This is a genomic window from Halobacteroides halobius DSM 5150, assembly GCF_000328625.1.
Classification (GTDB): Bacteria; Bacillota; Halanaerobiia; order Halobacteroidales; family Halobacteroidaceae; genus Halobacteroides; species Halobacteroides halobius.
The window spans coordinates 2,594,282-2,619,124 of the sequence record NC_019978.1 but is presented as its reverse complement, the minus strand read 5'-3'; the positions used below and the strand labels follow the sequence as shown (position 1 = coordinate 2,619,124).

At 33.4% G+C, this 24,843-nt stretch carries 18 protein-coding genes and 3 riboswitches; of the genes, 16 read left to right on the top strand and 2 right to left on the bottom strand.

Annotated elements, in window-relative coordinates; all coding sequences use genetic code 11:
- Positions 1–220: 220 nt before the first annotated feature.
- The 14 genes from purB (at position 221) to purH (ending at position 18,621) form a co-directional block, all read left to right on the top strand.
- On the top strand, positions 221–1,516 hold the full coding sequence (purB, locus tag HALHA_RS12715; RefSeq protein ID WP_015328181.1) for an adenylosuccinate lyase: 1,296 nt from the start codon (positions 221–223) through the stop codon (positions 1,514–1,516).
- A 48-nt stretch (positions 1,517–1,564) separates the two neighbouring features.
- Complete coding sequence (locus HALHA_RS12710; RefSeq protein WP_015328180.1) at positions 1,565–2,848, top strand: adenylosuccinate synthase; 1,284 nt, start codon at positions 1,565–1,567, stop codon at positions 2,846–2,848.
- A 56-nt stretch (positions 2,849–2,904) separates the two neighbouring features.
- A riboswitch (ZMP/ZTP riboswitch) is annotated at positions 2,905–2,991 on the top strand.
- Between the two features lie 202 nt (positions 2,992–3,193).
- Positions 3,194–5,416 (top strand): formate C-acetyltransferase, encoded by a 2,223-nt coding sequence (pflB, locus tag HALHA_RS12705; RefSeq protein WP_015328179.1) that lies wholly within the window; start codon positions 3,194–3,196, stop codon positions 5,414–5,416.
- A 229-nt stretch (positions 5,417–5,645) separates the two neighbouring features.
- Entirely contained in the window at positions 5,646–6,380 is a 735-nt protein-coding gene (gene pflA / locus HALHA_RS12700) for a pyruvate formate-lyase-activating protein (RefSeq protein WP_015328178.1), read from the top strand.
- 75 nt (positions 6,381–6,455) lie between these two features.
- A complete protein-coding gene (locus HALHA_RS12695) occupies positions 6,456–7,469 on the top strand; it encodes a hypothetical protein (protein WP_015328177.1) in 1,014 nt (337 codons plus the stop codon).
- An 83-nt stretch (positions 7,470–7,552) separates the two neighbouring features.
- Positions 7,553–7,654: riboswitch (purine riboswitch) on the top strand.
- 162 nt (positions 7,655–7,816) lie between these two features.
- Positions 7,817–9,091 carry a phosphoribosylamine--glycine ligase gene (purD, locus tag HALHA_RS12690; RefSeq protein WP_015328176.1) on the top strand — a complete coding sequence of 425 codons (1,275 nt, stop codon included), beginning with the start codon at positions 7,817–7,819 and terminating at the stop codon, positions 9,089–9,091.
- A gap of 25 nt (positions 9,092–9,116) precedes the next feature.
- Positions 9,117–10,274 carry a 5-(carboxyamino)imidazole ribonucleotide synthase gene (locus HALHA_RS12685; RefSeq protein WP_015328175.1) on the top strand — a complete coding sequence of 386 codons (1,158 nt, stop codon included), beginning with the start codon at positions 9,117–9,119 and terminating at the stop codon, positions 10,272–10,274.
- 26 nt (positions 10,275–10,300) lie between these two features.
- Positions 10,301–10,819 carry a 5-(carboxyamino)imidazole ribonucleotide mutase gene (gene purE / locus HALHA_RS12680; protein ID WP_015328174.1) on the top strand — a complete coding sequence of 173 codons (519 nt, stop codon included), beginning with the start codon at positions 10,301–10,303 and terminating at the stop codon, positions 10,817–10,819.
- 93 nt (positions 10,820–10,912) lie between these two features.
- A riboswitch (purine riboswitch) is annotated at positions 10,913–11,010 on the top strand.
- Positions 11,011–11,117: 107 nt separating this feature from the next.
- Positions 11,118–12,518, top strand: coding sequence for a lyase family protein (locus HALHA_RS12675; RefSeq protein ID WP_015328173.1), 1,401 nt, complete (start codon positions 11,118–11,120; stop codon positions 12,516–12,518).
- Positions 12,519–12,568: 50 nt separating this feature from the next.
- Entirely contained in the window at positions 12,569–13,276 is a 708-nt protein-coding gene (gene purC, locus HALHA_RS12670) for a phosphoribosylaminoimidazolesuccinocarboxamide synthase (RefSeq protein WP_015328172.1), read from the top strand.
- A 55-nt stretch (positions 13,277–13,331) separates the two neighbouring features.
- Complete coding sequence (gene purF / locus HALHA_RS12665) at positions 13,332–14,762, top strand: amidophosphoribosyltransferase (protein ID WP_015328171.1); 1,431 nt, start codon at positions 13,332–13,334, stop codon at positions 14,760–14,762.
- A 45-nt stretch (positions 14,763–14,807) separates the two neighbouring features.
- A complete protein-coding gene (purM, locus tag HALHA_RS12660) occupies positions 14,808–15,848 on the top strand; it encodes a phosphoribosylformylglycinamidine cyclo-ligase (protein WP_015328170.1) in 1,041 nt (346 codons plus the stop codon).
- Between the two features lie 212 nt (positions 15,849–16,060).
- A complete protein-coding gene (gene purN, locus HALHA_RS12655) occupies positions 16,061–16,666 on the top strand; it encodes a phosphoribosylglycinamide formyltransferase (RefSeq protein ID WP_015328169.1) in 606 nt (201 codons plus the stop codon).
- A 389-nt stretch (positions 16,667–17,055) separates the two neighbouring features.
- Positions 17,056–18,621 (top strand): bifunctional phosphoribosylaminoimidazolecarboxamide formyltransferase/IMP cyclohydrolase, encoded by a 1,566-nt coding sequence (purH, locus tag HALHA_RS12650; RefSeq protein ID WP_015328168.1) that lies wholly within the window; start codon positions 17,056–17,058, stop codon positions 18,619–18,621.
- Positions 18,622–18,672: 51 nt separating this feature from the next.
- Here the strand turns inward: purH and HALHA_RS12645 are convergent, their stop codons facing one another.
- Positions 18,673–18,981, bottom strand: coding sequence for a winged helix-turn-helix transcriptional regulator (locus tag HALHA_RS12645; protein WP_015328167.1), 309 nt, complete (start codon positions 18,979–18,981; stop codon positions 18,673–18,675).
- 278 nt (positions 18,982–19,259) lie between these two features.
- On the opposite strand from HALHA_RS12645, the gene HALHA_RS12640 reads away from it, so the two are divergent.
- Positions 19,260–19,853 (top strand): FMN-dependent NADH-azoreductase, encoded by a 594-nt coding sequence (locus HALHA_RS12640; RefSeq protein WP_015328166.1) that lies wholly within the window; start codon positions 19,260–19,262, stop codon positions 19,851–19,853.
- A gap of 88 nt (positions 19,854–19,941) precedes the next feature.
- Here the strand turns inward: HALHA_RS12640 and HALHA_RS12635 are convergent, their stop codons facing one another.
- On the bottom strand, positions 19,942–20,823 hold the full coding sequence (locus HALHA_RS12635; protein ID WP_015328165.1) for a LysR family transcriptional regulator: 882 nt from the start codon (positions 20,821–20,823) through the stop codon (positions 19,942–19,944).
- 218 nt (positions 20,824–21,041) lie between these two features.
- Between HALHA_RS12635 and HALHA_RS12630 the strand changes: the two genes are divergently transcribed.
- Entirely contained in the window at positions 21,042–24,815 is a 3,774-nt protein-coding gene (locus HALHA_RS12630) for a phosphoribosylformylglycinamidine synthase (protein ID WP_015328164.1), read from the top strand.
- The last annotated feature ends 28 nt before the right edge of the window (positions 24,816–24,843 follow it).

The following is a 24,843-nucleotide window of genomic DNA, read 5'->3' as shown; positions in this document are numbered from 1 at the left end:
ATAATTCTTAAGTACTTTATATTGCTTTCCAGTTGGATTAAATACGAACATTTCGTAAATAATACTATGGGTTTACTTTTTTATTTTAAAGTGCTAAAGTAAACGAATATTTATTTTTATAACTTATTTAAAATTCGACTTTATATTGACAATAAATTATTATTTTGCTATTATGTTAATGTTGATAGTAAATATAATTCTTTCGTGGGAGGATTAATAGATGATTGGACGTTATACATTACCTCAGATGAAGCAAATTTGGAGTCAAGAGAGTAAGTTTAATAAATGGTTGGATATTGAATTAGCAGTTTGTGAAGCTATGGCTGAAACTGGTGAGATACCACAACAGGTAGTTGCAGAAATTAAAGATAAAGCAGATTTTACAGTAGCTAGAATTAAAGAGATAGAAGCAGAGACGCGACATGATATTTTAGCCTTTTTACAGGCAGTAGCAGAGAATGTAGGTCAAGAGTCAAAATATATTCATAAAGGATTAACTTCCTCAGATATTAAGGATACAGCTCGTGCTTTACAGCTTAAGGAAGCAGCTGAATTAATTTTAGCGGACTTAAAGGACTTAAAAGAAGTGCTAGCAAGTAAGGCTAAAGAATATAAAATGCAAGTCATGATTGGTAGGACACATGGTGTGCATGCTGAGCCAGTTACTTTAGGTTTAAAATTAGCTAATTGGTATTCGGAGATTAAGCGACAGATTGAGAGAATAGAAGGCGTGTTAGATAGAATTAGTGTTGGTAAGATTTCTGGTGCTGTTGGAACCTTTGCTAATATTACTCCTCAGGTTGAAGAGTTAGCTTGTCAAAAGTTGGATCTTAAGCCAGCTGCTATTTCTTCTCAAATTTTACAGCGAGATCGTCATGCTGAATATTTATCTATTTTAGCAGTAATAGCTAGTTCTTTAGATAAATTCGCTACTGAGATTCGAAATTTACAGCGAACTGATATTTTAGAAGTTGAGGAATCATTTAAAAAAGGGCAGAAAGGTTCTTCAGCTATGCCCCATAAAAAGAACCCAATTGTATGTGAACGGATTTCAGGTCTATCACGGGTTGTAAAATCTAATGCTAATACTGGATTTGATAATGTTAATCTATGGCATGAGCGAGATTTAACCCATTCTTCTCCTGAACGAGTTGTTTTACCAGATAGTAGTATTTTAGTTGATTATATGTTGACTAAATTTGTTGATGTAGTAGAGAATTTAGGAGTACATGAAGATAATATGAAGGCTAATTTAGAAGAGACTAACGGACTTATCTTCTCTCAAAAGGTAATGCTAACTTTAGTTGATAAGGGATTATTACGGGATGATGCCTATGAGATTGTACAACGGAATGCTCTTCAGGCTTGGCAGGGCAAGAAAAGTTTTAAGGAATTATTATTAGCAGATGGTGATTTAAGAGAGCATTTAGCAGTAGAAGAAGTAGAAGAAATTTTTGATTATGCTTACCATCTACGACATATAGATACTATTTACCAAAGACTTGGGTTGGAGTAATTAATAATTTTTAATTGTAAATTGATTTAAACAGGGAGGATTTCAGAAATGACAACTACTGTAGTAATAGGAACTCAATGGGGCGATGAAGGAAAAGGTAAGGTAACAGATTTAATTGCGGAAGAAGCTGATCTTGTGGTTCGTTATCAAGGTGGTAATAATGCTGGACATACTGTAGTAGTAGAGGATACAGAATATAAGTTACATTTAATTCCCTCGGGCGTTCTTTATGATGATACTAAATGTGTGATTGGGAATGGAGTTGTAGTTGATCCTAAAGTTTTAATTGAAGAGCTTAATTATTTGGCTGAAAAAGGTGTAGAGGTAACTAACTTTTATATTAGTTCTAAAGCTCATTTAATTATGCCTTATCATAGGATGTTAGATAAGGCTGAAGAAATTCGCAAAGGAAATGATAAGATCGGTACTACTGGTAAAGGGATTGGCCCGGTTTATCGAGATAAAATTGGTCGATTAGGAATTAGAGTTGAGGATCTATTGGATGAAGATAGATTTGCTACTAAAGTAAACGAAGCAGTCGAATTGAAGAATTTAGTATTAAATAATGTTTATGGTTTGGATACTTTAGATGCAGAGGAGATTATTGCGGAGTATTTAGATTATGCAAAGCAGATTAAAGGTTTTGTGACTGATACTTCTTTATTGGTTAATCAGGAGATAGAAGCAGGTAAAAATGTGTTATTTGAGGGAGCACAAGGGACTTTATTAGATATAGATCATGGTACTTACCCTTATGTTACTTCTTCTAATCCAACAGCTGGTGGGGTTTGTAATGGTGTAGGAGTTGGCCCAACTAAGATAAATAATATTTTAGGTATTGTTAAGGCTTATACTACACGAGTTGGTGAGGGCCCATTTCCTGCTGAATTAACAGAGGAGATTGGTGAGCATTTAAGAGATAAAGGACATGAGTTTGGAACAACAACAGGTAGACCTAGAAGGTGTGGTTGGTTTGATGCAGTGATTGTTAAGTATGCTGCGCGAGTAAATGGATTAACTAGTCTAGCAGTCACTAAACTAGATGTATTAGATGAACTAGAGGAAGTTAAAATCTGTACTGGCTATAAGTATCAAGGGGAACTTTTAACAGAGTTTCCGACTAATGAAGAAATTCTAAAGGAATGTAAACCAGTTTATGAAACTTTATCTGGGTGGCAAGAAGATACTTCTCAGATTAAAGAATATGATAAACTACCACAGAATGCTAAAAAGTATATAGATCGAATTTGTGAGTTGACAGGGGTTGAGCTATCAATTTTATCTGTTGGCCCTAAGCGCTCGGAAACAATGATACTAGACCAGTTAGTATAAAAATTGATTGACACTTTCTTTGTTATTTGTTAAGATTAAGATACAAAATAAAATAGAAAGGATTATACGACTGGCGGACAAACATGGAATTAACCATGGGGAAGTATAATCCTAATAATAAATCGCCCGCCTGGATGATAGTACTATCATCCAGGCGGGTTTATTTTTTGCAGTACTATTTCTAATAGTATGAAAATTTTATGTTTTCAATAAGCGGCTGATTTGATTGACTTAAAATAAGTTAGTGTGGTATCATTAATTACACGATAAAGAAATAAGAAAGATTATTAATTTCAATTAAAAAGCCTATAAGATATATTTTAACTTTAATAAGGAGGGGCTAAAATGGCTAAACAGAAATTTAAATCTGGTAAATGGGAAGAGGAGATTGAGGTAAGGGATTTTGTGCAACAAAATTATACTCCTTATCGAGGAGATGATTCTTTCTTAGCAGGGCCAACTAATAGAACTGAGAAGTTATGGAATGAATGTAGTGAGTTATTATGGGAAGAGATTGAGAATGATGGTGTATTAGATGTAGATACTGAAACTGTTTCTGATATAGATGCTTATGATGCTGGATATATTGATAAAAGTTTAGAAAAAGTTGTTGGATTACAATCAGATGAGCCATTAAAGAGAACATTAAACACTTATGGTGGTATTAGAATGGCTCGTCAAGCTGCTGAAGCATATGGATATGAAGTTGATGAAGAAATTGATGAAATTTTTACTAAGTATAGAAAGACTCATAATGATGGTGTTTATGATGCTTACACACCAGAATTAAGAGAGATTCGTCGTTCTGGCGTAATTACTGGGTTACCTGATGCTTATGGGCGAGGTAGAATTATTGGTGATTATCGTCGGATTGCTTTATATGGTATTGATCGTTTAATTGAAGATAAGAAGCAGGATGTTACTCATTTACCTACACGAATGACAGAAGATCATATTCGATTACGTGAGGAAGTAAGTGAACAGATTAAAGCTTTAAAGAAGCTAAAAGAGTTAGGTGCAACTTATAATTTAGATCTATCCCGTCCAGCCCAAAATGCTCAGGAAGCTATCCAGTGGACTTATATGGGATATTTAGCTTCTATTCAAGAGAATAATGGAGCAGCAATGTCTTTTGGTCGGGTAGCTGAATTCTTTGATATTTATATTGAACAAGATATTAAAGCAGGTAAATTAACAGAAGAAGAAGCACAAGAGTTAATTGATGATTTTGTAATTAAGTTAAGAATGGCGCGACAATTAAGAACTCCTGCGTATAATGAACTATTTAGTGGTGATCCACTATGGATTACTATTGTAGTTGGTGGCATGGGAATTGATGGAAGACCCTTAGTATCTAAGACAAGCTTTAGAATCTTAAATACGTTATATAATTTAGGACCAGCTCCAGAACCTAACCTAACTGTTTTATGGTCTGAAAATCTACCAGAAGGCTTTAAAAACTTCTGTACTAAGGTTTCTAAAGATACAAGTTCTATTCAGTATGAAAATGATGATTTAATGCGGGAGAACTTTGGTGATGATTACTCAATTGCTTGCTGTGTATCTGCTATGAAAACTGGTAAAGAAATGCAGTATTTTGGAGCTAGATGTAACCTTCCAAAGACTTTACTTTATTCTTTAAATGGTGGACGAGATGAAAAAACTGGTGTGCAGGTTGGCCCAGAGTTTGCTCCTTATGAAAAAGACGTATTAGAGTTTGAAGAAGTAATGAATAAATTTGATATGTTCTTAGATTGGTTAGTAGAAAAGTATGTGGATGCTTTAAATATTATTCACTATATGCATGATAAGTATGCTTATGAGCGGGTACAGATGGCCCTTCATGATACAGATGTAGATAGAATTATGGGCTTTGGGGTAGCAGGATTATCAATTATTGCTGACTCTTTAAGTGCTATTAAATATGCAACTGTTAAACCAATTAAGAATGATGATGGAATTATAGTGGATTTTGAAATCGAAGGAGATTTTCCTAAATACGGAAATGATGATGATAGAGTTGATGAATTAGCAGTTGATGTAGTAAAAAGGTTTATGACTAAATTAAAGGAACACGATTTATATAGAGATGCTAAACACTCAATGTCTATTCTAACAATTACTTCTAATGTTGTATATGGTAAAAAGACTGGTGCTACTCCAGATGGAAGAAAAGCTGGTGAACCATTTGCTCCTGGTGCTAATCCAATGCATGGGCGTGATAATTCAGGTGCTATAGCTTCATTAAATTCTGTAGCTAAACTACCTTATGATTATTGCCAGGATGGTATCTCTAATACTTTCTCTATTGTTCCTAAAGCATTAGGTGCAGATGAATCTAAGCAAGTTAATAATATGACTTCTATTTTAGATGGTTATTTTGCTCAGGGAGCACATCACTTAAATGTTAATGTATTCCAAAGAGAGACATTAGAAGACGCTGTTGAGCATCCAGAGAAATATCCACAATTAACAATTAGAGTTTCTGGTTATGCTGTTAACTTTATTCGATTAACGCCAGAACAGCAGCAGGAAGTTATAGCTAGAACCTTCCATAAGAATATGTAACTTAGCGAAAGTCGAATTAGTTACACTAAAGATTAAAAGGTTAGCCACGTCTGTTCTTGAATTTCAGAACAGAAAGTGAAGTTATAGCTAGAACCTTCCATAAGAATATGTAACTTGTTATATTAAATAATTCAACCAGAGGACTAATTCCTCTGGTTGTTTTGTTTATATCAATATTACTTTATTAAAAATATTTAGTTGGTAACAATAATCTAAGGAGGTTAAATAAATGACAACAGGTTATATTCATTCTGTAGAAAGCTTTGGTACGCAAGATGGACCTGGGATTCGTTATGTGATTTTTACCCAAGGTTGTCCACTACGCTGTAAGTACTGTCATAACCCTGATACTTGGGATTTGAGTGAAGGTCAGGAAATGAGTGTTGAAGATTTAATAGATAAAGTTATTAAATGTAAACCATATATAAATCGTGGTGAAGGTGGACTTACTGTTTCAGGTGGAGAGCCTACTTTACAGCTAGATTTTGTTTTAGAATTGCTACGTAGAAGTAAAGAAGAAGGTATTCATAATGCTCTTGATACTTCTGGTTATGTACAGATAAGTGATTTTGCTAAATTAATGCCTTATCTTGACCTAGTTTTATTGGATATTAAGCAAATTAATAAAGATAAGCACCAAGAATTAACTGGCGTGGATAATCAACGAACTTTAGATTTAGTCAATTTTTTAGAAGAAAAAAAGAAACCATTTTGGGTACGTTATGTTGTTGTACCAGGGCTAACTGATAATTTAGAGGATATTAAAGCTTTAGTTAATAAACTGACTGGATTAGAGCAATTAGAAAAGGTACAATTACTGCCCTATCATCAGTTAGGTGTGCATAAATGGAAAGAATTAGACCTGGAATATGAATTAGAGGATGTTGAACCACCTAGTAAGAGAAAATTACGACAAATCAAGGGGTTATTTGAAAAAGAAGGAATTAGAGTAGAAACTAAGTGAGTTTTGCTGGTCATTTGAATAGTAATCATTGGTTTAGCTTATAATATGAAAAAATGATTACTAGGAGTGACTAATATGAAACTTAAAGCAAAATTGATTTTAGTTTTTGTAATCATATCTATTATTCCATTGGTTGGTTGTAGTAAGCAAAAATCTAAATCTAAAGCCAAGGCTAAAAAAGACCAAGTTCCTACTTCTTTTGTTAGTGTAGTAGTTACTACAGAGCAAGTAATTAATGATTTAGAGAAATTTTATTTACAAAAAAGAAAAGAGTGGAAACAGCAAGCACAACAAAAGAAGAATAAAGCAAAGAATAAAGAAAAAATCATTGAAAAAACTGAAATAAAAAGTAAAGAACAAGAGCAAGGAAAGGAAAAAAACAAGCAGAAAAAGAAAGGAGGTAAAGAACAAGGAGGTCAAAAAGGGAAGAAGCAAAGTAAAGGAAAAAAAGAAAGTAATCAACAAAATAATAAGAAGAGTAAACAAAAAAGTAGTGAGCAGACTAAAATAAAGATTACTGAAAAAATTAAAGTACAGGATAAGAAAAAAGAAAAGAAGAAATCTAAAAATAAGGATAGTAAACAATGGGAGGAAATCACAAATCAAATAAAAGAATTGCATGATAAATGGAATAGCTATGAGAGTAAAAGTTCTGTAGCTAGTGAAAAGTTAAATCAGATTGAAGAAAAGCTAAATCAATTAACTGAAATAGCTAATCAAAAGAAGTTATTGGGAGCTTTATGGCAAGCCAATCAATTTAGTTTAAATCTAGCTAATTTATACGAAAAATATAATGATAAAAAAGGCCTTAAACAGCAGATAGTATCTAATACAAGGCAAATAATTTATTTAACTTGGCTAGGTAATGATAAAGCTGAGAAGTTATCTAACATAGAGCAGTTACAAGAATTAGTATCAGATCTAAAATTAAAGAATAGAAAGGATAAAAAGAAGAAAGAAAAACTAAAAGGAATAGAAGAAGCAGTTAAAGATTTAAAAATAGCTATTAATAAAGGTAGAAAAGAAGTTATCAAGGTCAAAGGTAATTTAATCATTGATAAAGTAAAGAAATTAGGTGCAAAAGAGTAATTTTACAATACAAAAGTGTAGTTTTTTATTGACTAACTTATGTTTATCTGTTAATATTACCATGTTAGTAGTTTTCGTTATGATTCATAAAATTCAATAGACCTCATATAATAGTGAGAATAAGGCTCACATGTTTCTACCGGGTAGCCGTAAACTACCTGACTATGAGGGAAGTGTATCTAGGGTTCCACACATCAAAGTGTAGGTCCAAGCGATACAAATTTTTATTACACCGGAGGGATAAAAGCCCAGGCGGGGAGGTTCTACTCTTAGTCTAGTAGAGTCTACCTGTCTGGGCTTTTTATATTTTGGCTGGATATTTAATTTACAGTTAAGGAGTGGTAAGTATGAAGGTATTAGTAGTTGGTAGTGGAGGACGTGAGCATACTTTAGTCTGGAAATTAAAGCAAAATTCTAACGTAGAAGAAATTTTTGTAGCATCTGGTAATGCTGGAACAGATCAATTGGCAACTAATATTGATATTAAAGCAACAAATATTACTGGGTTAATTGAATTTGCTAAAAAAGAAGGGGTTGATTTGACTTTTGTGGGCCCTGAAGCACCTTTGGTAAAGGGGATTGTTGATAATTTTAAAACAGCAGGGTTAAAAATTTTCGGGCCAACCAAAAAGGCAGCCCAATTAGAAGGAAGTAAAGTCTTCTCTAAAGACTTAATGAAGAAGTATGATATTCCTACAGCTAAGTATGAGAGTTTTACGGATCCCCAAGAAGCAATCGCTTACATTAAACAAGAAGGAGCTCCTATTGTAGTTAAGGCTGAAGGATTGGCAGCTGGAAAAGGAGTTGTAGTAGCTCAGACTACAAAAGAGGCTATTAAAGCTGTAGAAACAATTATGGTTAATGAGAAGTTTGGAACAGCAGGTAACAGAATAGTTATCGAGGAATTTCTAACAGGAGAAGAGGCAACTGTACTAGCGTTTACTGATGGAGATACTATTATTCCTATGGTACCATCTCAAGATCATAAACAGGCTTATGATGGAGATGAAGGGCCAAATACAGGAGGGATGGGGGCTTATGCTCCAGCACCAGTAGTAACAGATGAATTATTAGAAGAGGTTAAGGAGGATATTTTAGTTCCTACTATAGAAGCATTAAAAGAGGAAGGAATTCAGTATAAAGGTGTCTTATATACTGGATTAATGATTGAAGATAATAAAGCTAAAGTATTAGAGTATAATGTAAGATTTGGTGATCCGGAAGCTCAGGTGGTTTTACCATTACTTGAAACAGATTTAGTAGAGATAGCAGAAGCAGTTATAGACGAACGATTAGGAAAGGTAAATATTAATTGGTCTCCTAAGACAGCTGTTTGTGTAATTATGGCTTCTGAAGGATATCCTATAGATTATAATACGGGTAAAGAAATTACGGGGATTGCTTTGGCAGAAAAAATAGATAACATTAATGTTTTTCAAGCAGGAACTACTTGTAAGAATAATCAGTTAGTAACTGTCGGAGGAAGAGTCTTAGGTGTTACAGCTGTTGGGGAAGATTATCAAGATACAATTACTAAAGCTTACCAAGGAATAGATAAGATAGATTTTAAAGGGGCTCATTATCGGACTGATATTGGAGATAAAGCATTGGGTTATGAGTAATTAAATAGAAACAGGAGGTGTAGATATGTCTAAGAGTAAGATAAAGCAGATAATTGGAATCATCGGTGGGGGCCAATTAGGAAAAATGATGATCTTGGAAGCTAAAAAAATGGATTTTGAGATTATTATTTTAGATCCTACCCTTGATTGTCCAGCTCATAGTATTGCTGATGAGCATATTGTGGCCAATTTTGATGATCAAGCTGCTATTAGAGAGTTAGCTAAAAAATCAGATGTTATAACTTATGAATTTGAGCATATTGGAGTAGAAATCTTAAAAGAGTTAGAAGCTGAAGGATATAATATCTATCCAACTCCTAAAAGCTTAGAGATTATTCAAAACAAATATAATCAGAAACAATTATTAAAGGAAAAAGATATCCCTGTGCCAGATTTTATAAAGGTATCTAGTAGAGAAGATATCAAGAAAGCAGCAGCTAAGTTTGGTTATCCTATGATGTTAAAAAGTTGTACAGATGGTTATGATGGTAAAGGCAACTCTTTAATAAAAAGTGAAGAAGAGATTGATGAATCTTACCAAACTTTAGGGGCAGGAGATAATTTATTAATGGTAGAAGAATTTGTCCCCTTTAGTAAAGAAATTTCAGTTTTAGCTTGTCGAAGTATCGAAGGAGAAATAGTCACTTATCCAATAGGTCAAAATGATCATCAAGAGAGTATTTTAATAGAAACTAAGGTACCAGCTAAGATTACTTCTACTATTAAGGATGAAGCTCTTAAATTAGGCCAGAGTGTTATGAATATTTTTTCAGGAGTTGGGATTTTTTGTATAGAAATGTTTGTGACAGAAGATAATAGAGTATTGGTTAATGAAATAGCCCCTCGACCACATAACTCAGGCCATTATTCTATTGAAGGATGTATTACCTCTCAATTTGCTAATCATATTCGAGCTATTGCAGAACTTCCTTTAGGAACTACTGATTTAGTGAAGCCAACGGTAATGAGAAATATTCTTGGTGCAGGAAGTCAGGGCCAAGCAAATGTAGTAGGAGTAAAAGAAGTATTAAATCTCCCTAATGCTAGATTACATGTCTATGGGAAGGGAGTATCACGACCGGGTAGAAAGATGGGACATTTAATAGTTACAGCAAATACAGTAGATCAAGCAAGCCAAGTTGCCCTAAAGGCAAGTGAGTTAGTTAAGATAGAAGGTAGATAATAGATAACACTGGGAGGTATTAAGTTATGAAGACTAAAGTAGGAATTATTATGGGTAGTGATTCTGATTTACCAGTTATGAAAGATGCAGCTAAGATTTTAGAAAAATTTGATATTTCTTATGAAATTACTGTAGTATCTGCTCATAGAACACCTGATCGGGTTTCTGAATATGCAGAAAGTGCAGAGGAGAGAGGAATTGATGTGATTGTTGCTGGAGCGGGAGGAGCAGCTCATTTACCCGGTATGACAGCTTCTCATACATCATTACCTGTGATTGGAGTACCAATTAAAACTTCTAAATTAAATGGAGTAGACTCTCTTTATTCTATTGTACAAATGCCTGGTGGAGTACCAGTAGCTACAGTAGGTATTAACGGCGCTAAAAATGCTGGGTTATTGGCTATTCAAATGTTAGGAATTAATAACCAAAAGTTAAGAGATAAGTTTATGAAGTATAAAGCAGAGTTGGCCCAAAGTGTAAAAAAGACAGCCAGAGAACTAGAAAATTTAGGGTATCAGGATTATTTAGATAAACAATCTTAAATAACGAAAATTATTAGCGAATATTAAAATAACATTCGCTTTAATCTTGATAAAAAGATTATAAAATGTTATTATAGGATTAACAATCGTAATAAACCGAATATTATCTTGCTTCATATATGTGTAGGATAAGGCTACATGTTTCTACCAACAGCCGTAAACTGTTGACTATGAAGGAAGGCTTTTGCTTTTAGGGATAGTAGACCTAGATAAGCTTTCCTTGTAGTTACAAGGCAGTTTATTTAGGTCTTTTTTAGTTTTAAGTGGTTTAAATAAATAATCAAGGGGGAGAAATAAGATGATAAAGCGTAATATTTTTAAAAATATTGGCCCTTTAGATCATAGATATTCTTTGCGAGATGAATTTAAAGATTATTCAACTTATTTATCTGAGGAGGCAAAAGTTAAATATCAAGCTACTGTAGAGCTAGCTTTAGTGAAAGCTTTAGCTAAACGTGGAATTTGTTCGCAGGAAGTAGCAACCCAAGTGGAAAAAGCTGTAAAAGAGATAACGCCAGAAGAAGTTTATAAAGAAGAGAGGAAGACAAAGCATAATATTCGAGCTTTAGTAAACTGTATTCAACATAAGGTTAGTGAGGAGGCCAAACCTTATATTCACTTTACTACAACTTCTTTTGATATTGTTGATACTGCTAATTCTTTACGTTATAAAGAGGCTACTGAAGAATTAATCTTACCAACCTTAAAGGAGTTAGAAAAATTATTAATGGAGATTGCCCTTCGAGAAAAAGAAACAGTTCAGGTTGGTAGAACACACGGACAGCATGCAGTTCCAATCACTTTTGGATTTGCTATAGCAGAGTATGTAAGTAGACTAGGAAATACTATTCAAGATATTGAAGAAAGTAGTAAGCAGTTAAAAGGAAAGATTGCAGGAGCTGTAGGGGCTTATAATGCTAGTCACCTTTTCTTTGATCAACCTGAATCATTTGAAGCAGATGTGTTAGCAGAGTTAGATTTAGAAGCTAGTACTCATTCAACTCAAATTGTAGAACCAGAATATATAACCAATTTTGTTCATTATTTAACCTCTTGTTTTGGGGTTATAGCTAATTTTAGTGATGATATGCGTCATCTACAGCGCTCAGAAATTGGTGAGGTGGGAGAGTATTTTGATGAAGACCAAGTCGGCTCTTCAACTATGCCTCATAAGCGAAATCCAATTAATTATGAGAATGTTAAAAGTATGTGGAAAGAATTTATGCCTCGAATGATGACTGTTTATCAAGATCAGATTTCTGAACACCAACGTGATTTAACTAATTCTGCATCTAGCAGATTTATTCCTGAAATTATAGTTGGTTTATTATCTTCTGTCAATCGTTTAATTAGAGTAGGAGAAAAATTAGTTGTTGACCATGATAATATGAAGAAAAATTTTGCACAAAATAAAGAATTGGTGGTAGCTGAACCACTTTATATTTTATTGGCTTCTTATGGTCATCCAGATGCTCATGAAGTGGTAAGAAAATTAACTTTAGAAGCAGAAGAAACGGGCCAAACTTTAAGGAAGTTAGTCCAGACTAAAGAAGAATTAAAACCTTATTGGGAACAGTTCAATCAAAAACAGCGGGAATTATTAGTTAATCCTGAAAAATACATCGGGATTTCAGTAGATAAAACCGAAAAAATCGTAAAAAGTTGGAGTAATAAATTAGATATTGAATTAACTGGTTGATAAAATTTAATTTAATCCGAATAATTCGTATAACTTAGGAGGGGAAACAAATGGAAAAAGAAAAAATGATATATGAGGGAAAAGCTAAAAAAGTCTATAGTACTAATGATGCTGATAAAGTAATAGTGGAGTATAAGGATGATGCCACTGCTTTTGATGGAGAAAAGAAAGGTCAAATTACTGAAAAAGGAAGATTAAATGCTAAAATATCAACTATTTTATTTGAGTTACTAGAGGATAATGGTATTCCAACTCATTTAATAGAAAAAATAAATGAAACAGATGTTCTTGTTAAAAAGTTAGATATTATTCTAGTAGAAGTGGTAATGAGAAATGTAGCAGCTGGTAGTTTAGCTAAAAGACTAGGATTAGAAGAAGGAACCAGATTAAATAAACCAGTATTGGAGTTTTATTATAAAGATGATGATTTAGGTGACCCTATGATTAATAGATATCATGTGTATGCTGAAGAACTAGCTACAAAAAAGCAGTTAGATCAGATTAGTAAGCTAGCTTTTAAAATCAATGATATTTTAGTTGAATTTTTAGCAGATAAGGGAATTGATTTAATTGATTTCAAATTAGAATTTGGTACTGATAACAAAGGTAAAATTTATTTAGGAGATGAAATTTCGCCAGATACTTGTCGTTTTTGGGATACTAAAACACAAAAGAAATTAGATAAAGATCGTTTCCGACGTGATTTAGGTGAGGTAGAAGGAGCATATCACGAAATTGTAAGAAGACTAGAGAAATAATTAATATTAAGTGTGAGTAATGAGTGTTAGCTAAATAGAAGGAGATGAAATAGATATGGCGAGAAATTATTTTTGCCAAGATGAGAATCTAATAGATAAGATGGAAGAGGAGTGTGGAGTGTTTGGGGTGTATGCTACTTCAGATGATAAGGTTGATGTAGCAAATCTAACCTATTTAGGCTTACATGCTCTTCAACATCGGGGCCAAGAAAGTGCTGGAATCTGTGTTAATGATAAGGGAGAATTTACGAATCGGAGAGGGATGGATTTAGTAACTAATGTTTTTGATGAAGAGGCATTAGAAGAATTAACCGGCCAAATGGCAGTAGGACATGTTCGCTATTCTACAACGGGTTCTAGTCTATTATCAAATGCACAACCTTTGGTAACTAATTCAATTAAGGGCGAATTAGCATTAGCCCATAATGGTAATTTAGTTAATGGTTTAGAAATGAGAAAAAATTTAGAGCAAAGAGGATCTATATTTCATTCTACACTTGATACTGAGGTAATTGCCCATCTTGTGGCTAGGTCTTTTAAAGATGATATTATTGAAGCTTTGACTCATAGTTTGCAGAAGGTAAAAGGGGCTTTTAGTTTAATAGCAATGACGGAAGATAGTTTAGTAGCTGCTCGTGATCCGCATGGTTTTAGGCCATTAGCAATAGGAAAATTAGAGGATAGTTATATTATTGCTTCCGAAACGTGTGCTTTTGATATTATTGGCGCAGAGCATATTAGAGATATTGAGCCGGGTGAGATTGTTGTAATTAATGAGGAAGGCATTAAAAGCAAATATTATGGTGAACGGACTCCTTATAATTTTTGTGTATTTGAATTTATTTACTTTGCGCGACCAGATAGTGTAATTGGTGGTCAAAATGTTCAGCTTGCCCGAGAAGAAATAGGTCGTCAATTAGCGAGAGAGACAGATATAGAAGCGGATCTGGTAGTACCAGTGCCTAGTTCAGGTATTCCTTCAGCTTTAGGATTTGCTGAAGAATCTGGAGTTCCTTATAAAAAGGGGATTTTAAGAAATAGATATGTAGGCCGGACTTTTATTCAACCTACTCAAGAAATTAGGAATTTAAAGGTTAAAATAAAATTAAATCCAATTAAAGACATTATTGAAGGAAAAAGAATATTTTTGATTGATGATTCTATAGTTAGAGGAACTACTAGTAAGCAAATAATTCGCATGATGAAAGAAGCCGGGGCCAAGGAAGTGCATATGGGAATAGCTTCTCCTCCAGTAGCCTACCCTTGTTATTATGGTTTAGATACCTCTAGACGTCAGGAGTTAATTGCAGCAGAAAATAGTGTAGAAGAGATCTGTGACCATATTGGAGCAGACTCATTAACTTATATTAGTCAAGAAGGACTATTAGCTTCAATTGAAGCTAATGGCTATGGTTTTTGTACTGCTTGTTTTAGTGGAGATTATCCAATTGGAGAAGGTGAAGGAAAGTTTAGTTTGGAGTGTTGAGTGTAAGTAATATTAAATTTACCAGAAAAAGAGGTGTTAGCTAGAATGGGATTAACCTATAAAGATGCTGGGGTAGATATTGAAGCGGGAGAAGAAGCAGTAGATAAATTAAAGGATGATGTAGCAGATACTTTTACTTCTGAAGTTTTAACAGGATTAGGTAGTTTTGGGGCCTTATTTGCTCCTGATTTCGGTGATTATAATGAACCGGTATTAGTTTCAGGGACTGATGGAGTAGGAACTAAGTTAAAACTTGCCTTTATGACGGGCCAACATAATACGGTAGGAATTGATTTAGTAGCTATGTCTGTTAATGATATTTTGGCCCAAGGAGCTAGGCCATTATTCTTTTTAGATTATTTAGCGACTGGTAAATTAAAGCCAGATAGTGTAGCAGAGGTTGTTAAAGGGATTACTGCTGGTTGTAAAGAAGCAGGTTGTGCTTTAATTGGTGGAGAAACAGCAGAGATGCCTGACTTTTATGATAGTGGTGAGTATGATTTAGCTGGTTTTGTCGTGGGAATGGTTGATAAGGACAAGATTATTACTGGGGCAAATATTGCAGCTGGAGATAAGGTTATTGGTTTAGCTTCTAATGGGATTCATAGTAATGGTTATACACTAGCTAGAAAAGTCTTTTTTGATGTAGCAGGTTATGATGTTGAGGATCAAATAGAGGGGTTAGAGACTACTTTAGGAGAAGAATTATTAAAGCCAACAAGAATTTATGTTCAGCCAGTTTTAGAAATTTTAGAGCAGTATCAAGTTAATGGCATTGCTCATATTACTGGTGGAGGATTAATTGAGAATCTACCTCGGATTCTACCAGATGATTTACAAGCAGTGATTGATCAAACTAGTTGGCCAACGCAAACTATCTTTAATTTAATGCAAGATATAGGAGATATAGCAGAACGAGAGATGTATCGTACTTTCAATATGGGAGTAGGAATGACATTGGTTGTGCCGGCAGCAGAAGCAGCAGATGTAGTTAAGCAGGCGAATGAATTAGGAGAAAAAGCATATGTGATTGGGGAAGTGCAAGAAAGTGCAATTGACAATGGAAAATTAACAATTGATAATTAAAGATCAAATAATAAAGAATATAGTTTGAGATTGAGTAGATTCAAGATTAAGGTTAAGGTCGAGGCTGAGTAAAACCATAAAAGTTATATAATTCCTAGATTCAAGTTTTTATTAATAAATTTAATATTAAAGCTTTATTTGGTTTTGACCTTGTTTTTTAACTGTAAATTGTACATTGTAAATTGTCAATTTAAAGCGGGTGAGGTGTTGAAATGTTAAAAATAGGAGTTTTAGCGTCAGGAAGAGGTACTAATCTCCAATCTATTATTGATGGAATAAAAGCTGGTGAAATACCGGCTGAAATTGAAGTAGTTATTAGTGATAAAGAGACAGCTAAGGCGTTAGAGAGAGCTGCTAAGTATGACATTGATAATCAATATGTTAATCCCCAAGACTATAATACTACAGAAGAGTTTGAACAAGGCATGATTGATATTTTAGAACAACATAATGTTCAGTTAGTGATAATGGCTGGTTTTATGCGATTATTAACTCCTTATTTTGTGAAAAAGTATAAGGATAGTGTGATGAATATTCATCCCTCTTTATTACCAGCCTTTAAAGGACTTCATGCTCAGAAGCAAGCTTTAGATTATGGAGTCAAGGTAGCTGGTTGTACGGTTCATTTTGCTGATGAAGGAATGGATACTGGGCCAATAATTCTACAGGCTACAGTACCAGTTAAAGAAGATGATACGGAAGAAACTTTAGCTAATCGAATTTTACAAAAAGAACACAAAATTTATCCTAAAGCAATTAGGTTGTATGCAGAAGATAAATTAGAGGTTAAAAATGGCAAAGTTATAATCAAAGAATAATTAACAATAAACAATTAAAGGTCAAGACCTAGCCACGGATTAACACAAATCAAGACAGATTTAATTTAAAAATCAATACAATATCAACTAACTAAAATTAATAATAAAATAACGGTTGAATTTAAGTTGAATACTAAAATGCTTAATTAAATTCAATACTATGCTACTTTAAAGGGATAAATGATTGAATCAAGAAAGTTATTATTAGAAATTACAAATTAAATTTTTTATTGAATTACAGTTCTTAATTTGTTTAATTTTAGTGTCAATTAGTTGCTTGATTTTATTGGTTTATGATTTTAATTGTAGCGAAGCATGAACGGGGAATTTATTCCCCTGAATATTGTACATTATCAATTGTCAATTAATAATATTTGCGGGGTGAAAAAATGACAAAAATCAGACAGGCTTTATTAAGTGTTTCTGATAAGGAAGGAATTGTTGATTTTGCTAAAGGTCTAAGAGAGTTAGGAGTAACTATCATTTCTACTGGTGGAACTGCACAAAAAATTAAAGAAGCTGGTGTAGAAGTAGTAGAGATTAGTGACGTAACTGACTATCCAGAAATGATGAATGGACGAGTAAAAACTTTACATCCAGCTGTTCATGGTGGTATTTTGGCGGTTAGAGATAATCAAGAACACATGGAAGAGATCAAAGAGCAAGGAATTAAACCAATTGATTTAATTGTTTGTAACCTTTATCCTTTTGCTGAAACTATTGCTCAAGATGATGTAACTTTAGAAGAGGCTGTTGAGAATATAGATATTGGTGGGCCAACAATGATTCGCTCTGCTGCTAAAAACTTTACTGATGTGGGAGTGGTTGTTGATCCAACTGATTATAATAGTATTTTAGAAGAATTACAAGTAAATGATGGAGCTTTGAGTGATGAGAAACGGATGAAGTTGGCCCATAAAGCTTTTGAACATACTGCTAAATATGATAGTTTAATTCAGAAATATTTAGGTGGATTAGTAAGTGATGATGAACTTCCTGAAACTATGTTAGATGCTTATACTAAAAAATCTGATTTACGATACGGAGAAAACCCACATCAAGATGCAGCCTTTTATCAAGAGCAAGAACTTAATGAACCATCTATTACTACCGCTAAACAATTACATGGTAAAGATTTATCATTCAATAATATTAATGACACCAATGGAGCTTTAGAGTTAGTAAAAGAATTTCCAGATCAGCCTGCTGCTGCAGTAATTAAGCACGCTAATCCTTGTGGTATGGCTCAGAGTGATAATTTACTTGATGCTTATAAAAAAGCCCATGCAGGAGATCCATTATCTGCTTTTGGTAGCATTGTTGCTTTAAATCGTAAAGTAACAGCAGATGTAGCCCAAGAAATAGCAGATGAAGATAAGTTTATTGAAGTAGTAATTGGCCCTCAGTTTACTGATCAAGCACTTGAAATTTTAAAAGAGAGATGGGATAGTGTTCGACTATTAGAGACAGGAGATTTATCTATTAATCGTGATGAGCCAGGTTATAACTTAAAGAAAGTAGTTGGTGGTTTATTAGTTCAAGAGCGAGATATTGTAGAGACAGATGAAAGTGAACTAGAAGTAGTTACTGATGTTAAACCGACTGCAGAACAACTAAAAGATCTATTATTTAGTTGGAAAGTAGTTAAGCACGTTAAATCAAATGCCATTGTCATGGCTAAAGATGAAATGGTAGTTGGAGTTGGTGCTGGCCAAATGAGTCGCGTTGATTCTATGATTATTGCTGGCCGTAAAGCTGATGGTCGCCAAGAGGGTGGAGTTGTGGCTTCTGATGCTTTCTTCCCTTTCCCAGATGCAATTGAAGAAGCAGCTGCTAAAGGGATTAAAGCAGTTATTCAGCCAGGTGGTTCTATTAGAGACGAGCAAGTAATTGAAGCTGCTAATAAGAACGGAATTGCCATGGTCTTTACTGGCAGAAGACATTTTAGACACTAAAATTTAATAGTTAATATACTAAAAGCCTTGTGATTGAATCACAAGGCTTTTTTACATCCACTCCTCAGCCCAAGTTTCCATTGCTTTCATAACTGGTTTTAGAGCTTTTCCCTTTTCAGTCAATTTATATTCAATTCTGACTGGAGTTTCAGGATAAACTTTCCTATCTATTATTCCATTTTCCTCTAACTCTTTAAAACGTTTGGTTAACATTCTATCACTTAAGTTAGGGATAGTTGCAGATATATCTGAAAATCGCTTTGGCCCTTCAGATAATACATGAATAATCAATCCTGTCCACTTTTTACTGAATAACTTAAAAGCACTTTCTACTTTAGGGCATAGTTTATTGTCTGTCATATAGTATATCAACCCCTTAATATTAGTTTATCATAATTATTTAAAATATAAAAGAAATAGATAACTAACTTAAAATAATTAATCAAGATTTAATTATATTGTTGACAAAAGTTATTTATATATACTATAATAATACTAACATAAAGTAAGAACCAAACTTGATGTAATTAGCTTACTTAGTTTCATTAAATTAAAAAGATTAGCTGATGGTGGTATTGGTTATTAATAATGATAAGGTTATCTTACTAAAAAGTTAAATTAAGAGGAGATGATGAATTATGTCAAAAGTGTTATATATTAAAGCTAATCCTAAGAGTGATGAAAATTCCTATACTTTTCAGATGTCTGAGAATTTTGTAGAGAAGTATAAGGAAGAAAATCCTAATGATAAAGTAATTACTTTAGATTTATATGAAGAGGAAATTGAATTTTTAGATGGTCAAAAGATAGCAGATATGTTTGGTGGTAATGACAATGTAATGAAAGGTTATGCTGAATCATTTGCTGAAGTAGATAAGTATATTATTGCTGCTCCAATGTGGAACTTAAGTATTCCAGCTATACTAAAAGCCTATATAGATTATGTTGCTTATGTTGGAGTTACATTTAAATATACTGAAGAAGGGCCAGTTGGTTTATTATCAGATAAGAAAGCAGTTCATATTACTGCTCGTGGTGGATCATACTCTGAAGGTCCGGCAGTAGATTTTGAAATGGGAGATCGTTATTTAAGAACTATTTTAGGATTTATGGGAATCACAGATGTGGCAACAGTTACTGTAGAAAATACTAATGTATTAGAAGGTGAAGAGTTAGAGCACGCAGTCAATAGTTCTGTTGCAGAAGCAAAAGAGTTAGCTAAAGAATTTTAATTATTAGAGCATAGTCTAGATTTAGATCTAAATCTAGGCTATTTCAACTATATTTTAGGAGGAATTTAGGTTAAATTTATGAAATTATTTAAGAGCTAGTCATTAATTCAATAAATTTCTTACTAGCAATAGAAGAAGGGAGTTTTTCATTAGTAACAAGTCCTAGATTTCTTTCTGGTAACTCTTCCTCAATATTTAATCTAAAGATATTATTTACCTCGCCAATACAATAATCAGGAACAAAAGAAATCCCAAGACCTATTTTGGCCATTTCAATTAATAAGTCAACACTTCCTAATTCAACTTCAGGAGTTATATCGATAGCCAAGTCATTCATTAAACTATCAAAAAATTTACGAGTAGTTGTATTTTCTTCTAACATCAGTAATGAATAATTAGTTAGGGTATTAACATTTATCCTTTCATTCTTCAATTCATTATAATTATGTCCGCTAATAAAGACATCTTTGAAGCTAAAGATTTGCTTTATATTCATAAAATTAGTGATTTGATAGTTAGGTAGATTAGTAATTATCAAATCAACTGCTCCTTCCTTTAACAATTCAACACATTTAGCTGAAGTTCGATTTGTAATTTGAATATGAATCTGAGGATAAAGTTCATGAAACTTTTTTAGATAAGGTAATAAGAAATATTTACAGATTGTATCGTTGGCCCCAATGTGTATTTCTCCTTTTTTGAAAGAGTTAATTTCTTGAATATTTTTCTCTCCATTTTTAATCAAATTAAAGGCAGGTTTAATATGCTTATATAGCATTTTTCCTTCTTTAGTAAGACTAACTCTTTTGGTACTACGAATAAATAAAGGAGTAGCTAATTCTTTTTCTAATGACTTAATAGATTGACTAACAGCAGATTGAGAAATGTAAAGTTCCTTACCAGCTTTAGAAAAGCTTAGATGCTTTGCTACATAATAAAAGACCTTATATAATTCATAATTAATATTCATTAATAAGTCCTCCTTATTAATAATATAAGAATTATTAATTTTACTACTTAATTATAACATACTATAATGTAAGTATACAATTTAAGAATAAAGTTAATTAACAATTTATAATTGATAGTAAGTTTTAAAATGCAATTAAGTCCTATTTCAAAATTAAATAACTATATAAGTAAATACAGGTTCAAAATACAGGTTCAAAAAACAAAGGAGGCAATAAAATGTCACAAATCAGAAGAGTATATGTAGAAAAAAAGGAAGGCTATAATGTAGAAGCTAAAGAACTATTAGAAGATTTAAAACAAAATCTTCAATTAGAAAATTTAGAAGATTTAAGAATAGTTAATAGATATGATATTTCAGGGATATCTCAAAAAGCATATAATCAAGCCTGTCATGCAATATTATCAGAACCACCAGTAGATAAGTTATATGAAGAAAAGTTAGAATTAGCAGAAGGTGAGATAGCTTTTGGAGTAGAATATTTACCGGGCCAATATGACCAACGATCCGATTCAGCAGAGCAATGTATGCAGATACTAAATAATGATGAAAAGCCGATTGTTAGAAATGCACGAATAATTGTATTACAAGGAGAACTAGCTGCTAACGAAATAAAGGAAATAAAAGATTATTATATAAATCCTGTGGATTCAAGAGAAGCCAACTTAGATAAACCAGACAAGTTAGAAATGGAGTATAGCATTCCGACGGAAGTAGAAATAGTAGAAGGTTTTATAGAAGAAGATGAAGCAGGTCTAGAAGAGTTACTAACAGAATTAGGCTTAGCTATGAGTAAAGAGGACTTACTTCATACACAAAAATATTTTAAAGATACAGAAAAAAGAAATCCGACAATAACAGAAATAAAGGTATTAGACACTTATTGGTCAGATCACTGTCGCCATACAACATTCTTAACCAGTATAGAGGATGTAAAAATAGAAGAAAACAAATATACTAAACCTATAGAAAGTGCTTACGAAGAGTATTTAGCAGGCCGCAAAAAAGTCTATCCTTCTGAAGATAAAGATATATGCTTGATGGATATAGCACTAATGGGGATGAAGGAGTTAAGAAAAGAAGGTAGATTAGAGGATTTAGAAGTATCTGACGAGGTAAATGCTTCTAGCATTATTGTACCTGTAGATGTAGACGGGGAAGAAGAAGAATGGTTAGTAATGTTTAAAAATGAGACCCACAACCATCCTACAGAGATTGAACCTTTTGGAGGAGCGGCAACTTGTTTAGGTGGTTGTATTCGTGACCCATTAGCCGGACGTTCCTATGTTTATCAAGCGATGCGTATTTCAGGATCTGGTGACCCAAGAGTAGCTATAGAAGATACTATACCTGGTAAATTACCACAAAGAAAAATAGCTCAAGAAGCTTCTGATGGGTATAGTTCATATGGTAATCAAATAGGGGTAGCAACAGGAATAGTTAATGAAATTTATGATGAAAGATATCTAGCTAAACATATGGAGATAGGTGCGGTAGTAGCGGCCACTCCTAAAGAAGATGTGGTTAGAGGAGATGCTAAGCCTGGAGATATAGTTGTTTTAGTCGGTGGTAGAACTGGTCGTGATGGCTGTGGGGGAGCAACGGGTTCATCAAAAGAGCATACTAAAGAATCAATTGAAGAATGTGGAGCTGAAGTGCAAAAAGGTAATCCGCCAACAGAGAGAAAAATTTTAAGACTATTTAGAAATTCAAAAGTAAGTCGAATGATTAAGAAATGTAATGACTTTGGAGCAGGTGGAGTAGCAGTAGCAATTGGTGAGTTAGCAGATGCTTTAGAAGTTGACTTAAATGCTGTACCAAAGAAATATGCTGGATTAGATGGAACAGAATTGGCAATTTCTGAATCTCAAGAGCGGATGGCAGTAGTAATAGACCAAGAAAATGTAGAGGAATTTAAGGAGTTAGCTACAACAGAAAATTTAGAGGCAACAGTAGTGGCAAAAGTAAAAGATCATGGTAGATTAATTATGAATTGGAATGGCGATGATATAATTAATTTAAGTAGAGGTTTCTTAGATACTAGCGGCGCAACTCAAGAAACAAAGGTAGTAGTTACAGAACCTGAGGAAGAGAGTTACTTTAGCCAGGCACCGAAAAGAAGATTATCAGAAGATACTAACTTAAAGCAAAAGTGGTTTGAGAATTTATCAGATATAAATGTTTGTAGCCAAAAAGGATTAGTAGAAAAGTTTGATAGTACAGTAGGTGCTAATAGTGTACTGATGCCCTATGGTGGTAAACATCAGTTAACTCCAACGCAGAGCATGGTTGCTAAGATACCTACTTTAGAAGGAGATACAACCACAGGAACAATTATGAGCTACGGGTTTGATTCTAAGTTAGCAACTTGGAGTCCCTTTCATGGGGCTTTATATGCAGTTATTGAGTCAGTAGCCAAAGTAGTAGCAACTGGTGGAGAGTATGAAAAAATAAGATTTACTTTCCAAGAGTATTTTGAAAGTTTAAGAGATGATTATAAGAGATGGGGTAAACCATTTAGTGCTTTACTAGGTGCGTATCAGGCTCAGAAGGAATTTGGGCTACCTGCAATTGGTGGTAAAGATAGTATGTCAGGAACATTCCATGACCTTGATGTGCCACCCACTTTAGTATCTTTTGCAGTTGACACAGTAGATGTCAATCATGTCATCTCTCCAGAGTTTAAAAGTGCTGATAGTAAGGTAGTATATGTACCTTTAGAACGAGATGAAGCTGAACTACCTAATTTTAACAAGTTAAAATTAGCTTATGATAAAGTAAATGAACTAATCAAAACAGGTAAGGTCTTATCAGCGCGAGCAGTGACATTAGGTGGTCTGGCAGAAGCAGTAACTAAGATGTCTCTAGGAAATAAGATAGGTATGACCTTCCAGGATAAACTAGAAGATAATCTTTTATTTACTCCTGATTATGGTTCGCTAGTCTTAGAAATTGGAGCAGAAGAAGATCTAGATGAATTATTTGGAGCAGTAAATTATAGAGTATTAGGTAGAACAAATGCCGAAGAAATAATCACAGTTAATGGTCTAGAAATATCTATTACTGAAGCTATAAAAGTGTGGGAAGAACCACTAGAAGATGTCTATAAAACTAAAACAGAAAGAAGAGAAGAATTTGAATTTAAGCCCTATCAAGAAGAAGATATGCCTGTCTGCAAGAATAGAGTAGATAAACCAAAGGTTTTAATCCCTGTTTTTCCAGGAACAAATTGTGAATATGATACAGCTAAGCAATTTAAGGAAGCAGGAGCAGAAGTAGAAACTTTAATCTTTAAAAATTTAGAACCAGAACAGATAGAAGATTCAATATATGCTCTGTCAGAAGCAATAAAGGATGCTCAGATAGTTGCTTTAGTAGGAGGATTTAGTGCTGGAGATGAGCCTGAAGGGGCAGGTAAATTTATAGCAACAGTCTTTAGAAATCCTAAAATAAAAGAAGCAGTAAACGACTTATTAAATAATAGAGACGGGTTAATGATAGGTATCTGTAATGGTTTCCAAGCCTTAATTAAATTAGGTTTAGTACCATACGGAGAAATAAGAGAGCTAACAGAAGATGCACCAACACTAACTTATAATGAAGTAGGACGTCATATCTCATGTGTAGCCCAGACAAAAATAGTATCAAATAAATCTCCTTGGTTATCTAACGTAGATGTAGGAGATGTGCATTCAATACCTGTATCTCATGGTGAAGGTCGTTTTGTAGCCAGTGCAGAATTGGTAGAACAACTATTGGATAATGGACAAGTAGCAACTCAATATGTAGATTTTGCTGGGGTTCCAACATCTGATATAGCCTTTAATCCTAATGGTTCAGTCTATGCTATTGAGGGTATTACAAGTCCTGATGGTCGAATTTTAGGTAAGATGGGGCATTCAGAACGTATTGGAACAAATGTAGCCAAAAATATAATAGGAAAGAAGGATCAACAGATATTTAAGGCTGGGGTAGAATACTTTGCAAAATAATAATAAATTATTTCTAGGGTAAATCTAA

What these genes read in the sequence shown, in the direction of transcription:
- purB (WP_015328181.1), top strand. Translation starts at nt 221, where the DNA reads ATGATTGGACGTTATACATTACCTCAGATGAAGCAAATTTGGAGTCAA.
- HALHA_RS12710 (WP_015328180.1), top strand. Translation starts at nt 1,565, where the DNA reads ATGACAACTACTGTAGTAATAGGAACTCAATGGGGCGATGAAGGAAAA.
- pflB (WP_015328179.1), top strand. Translation starts at nt 3,194, where the DNA reads ATGGCTAAACAGAAATTTAAATCTGGTAAATGGGAAGAGGAGATTGAG.
- pflA (WP_015328178.1), top strand. Translation starts at nt 5,646, where the DNA reads ATGACAACAGGTTATATTCATTCTGTAGAAAGCTTTGGTACGCAAGAT.
- HALHA_RS12695 (WP_015328177.1), top strand. Translation starts at nt 6,456, where the DNA reads ATGAAACTTAAAGCAAAATTGATTTTAGTTTTTGTAATCATATCTATT.
- purD (WP_015328176.1), top strand. Translation starts at nt 7,817, where the DNA reads ATGAAGGTATTAGTAGTTGGTAGTGGAGGACGTGAGCATACTTTAGTC.
- HALHA_RS12685 (WP_015328175.1), top strand. Translation starts at nt 9,117, where the DNA reads ATGTCTAAGAGTAAGATAAAGCAGATAATTGGAATCATCGGTGGGGGC.
- purE (WP_015328174.1), top strand. Translation starts at nt 10,301, where the DNA reads ATGAAGACTAAAGTAGGAATTATTATGGGTAGTGATTCTGATTTACCA.
- HALHA_RS12675 (WP_015328173.1), top strand. Translation starts at nt 11,118, where the DNA reads ATGATAAAGCGTAATATTTTTAAAAATATTGGCCCTTTAGATCATAGA.
- purC (WP_015328172.1), top strand. Translation starts at nt 12,569, where the DNA reads ATGGAAAAAGAAAAAATGATATATGAGGGAAAAGCTAAAAAAGTCTAT.
- purF (WP_015328171.1), top strand. Translation starts at nt 13,332, where the DNA reads ATGGCGAGAAATTATTTTTGCCAAGATGAGAATCTAATAGATAAGATG.
- purM (WP_015328170.1), top strand. Translation starts at nt 14,808, where the DNA reads ATGGGATTAACCTATAAAGATGCTGGGGTAGATATTGAAGCGGGAGAA.
- purN (WP_015328169.1), top strand. Translation starts at nt 16,061, where the DNA reads ATGTTAAAAATAGGAGTTTTAGCGTCAGGAAGAGGTACTAATCTCCAA.
- purH (WP_015328168.1), top strand. Translation starts at nt 17,056, where the DNA reads ATGACAAAAATCAGACAGGCTTTATTAAGTGTTTCTGATAAGGAAGGA.
- HALHA_RS12645 (WP_015328167.1), bottom strand. Translation starts at nt 18,981, where the DNA reads ATGACAGACAATAAACTATGCCCTAAAGTAGAAAGTGCTTTTAAGTTA.
- HALHA_RS12640 (WP_015328166.1), top strand. Translation starts at nt 19,260, where the DNA reads ATGTCAAAAGTGTTATATATTAAAGCTAATCCTAAGAGTGATGAAAAT.
- HALHA_RS12635 (WP_015328165.1), bottom strand. Translation starts at nt 20,823, where the DNA reads ATGAATATTAATTATGAATTATATAAGGTCTTTTATTATGTAGCAAAG.
- HALHA_RS12630 (WP_015328164.1), top strand. Translation starts at nt 21,042, where the DNA reads ATGTCACAAATCAGAAGAGTATATGTAGAAAAAAAGGAAGGCTATAAT.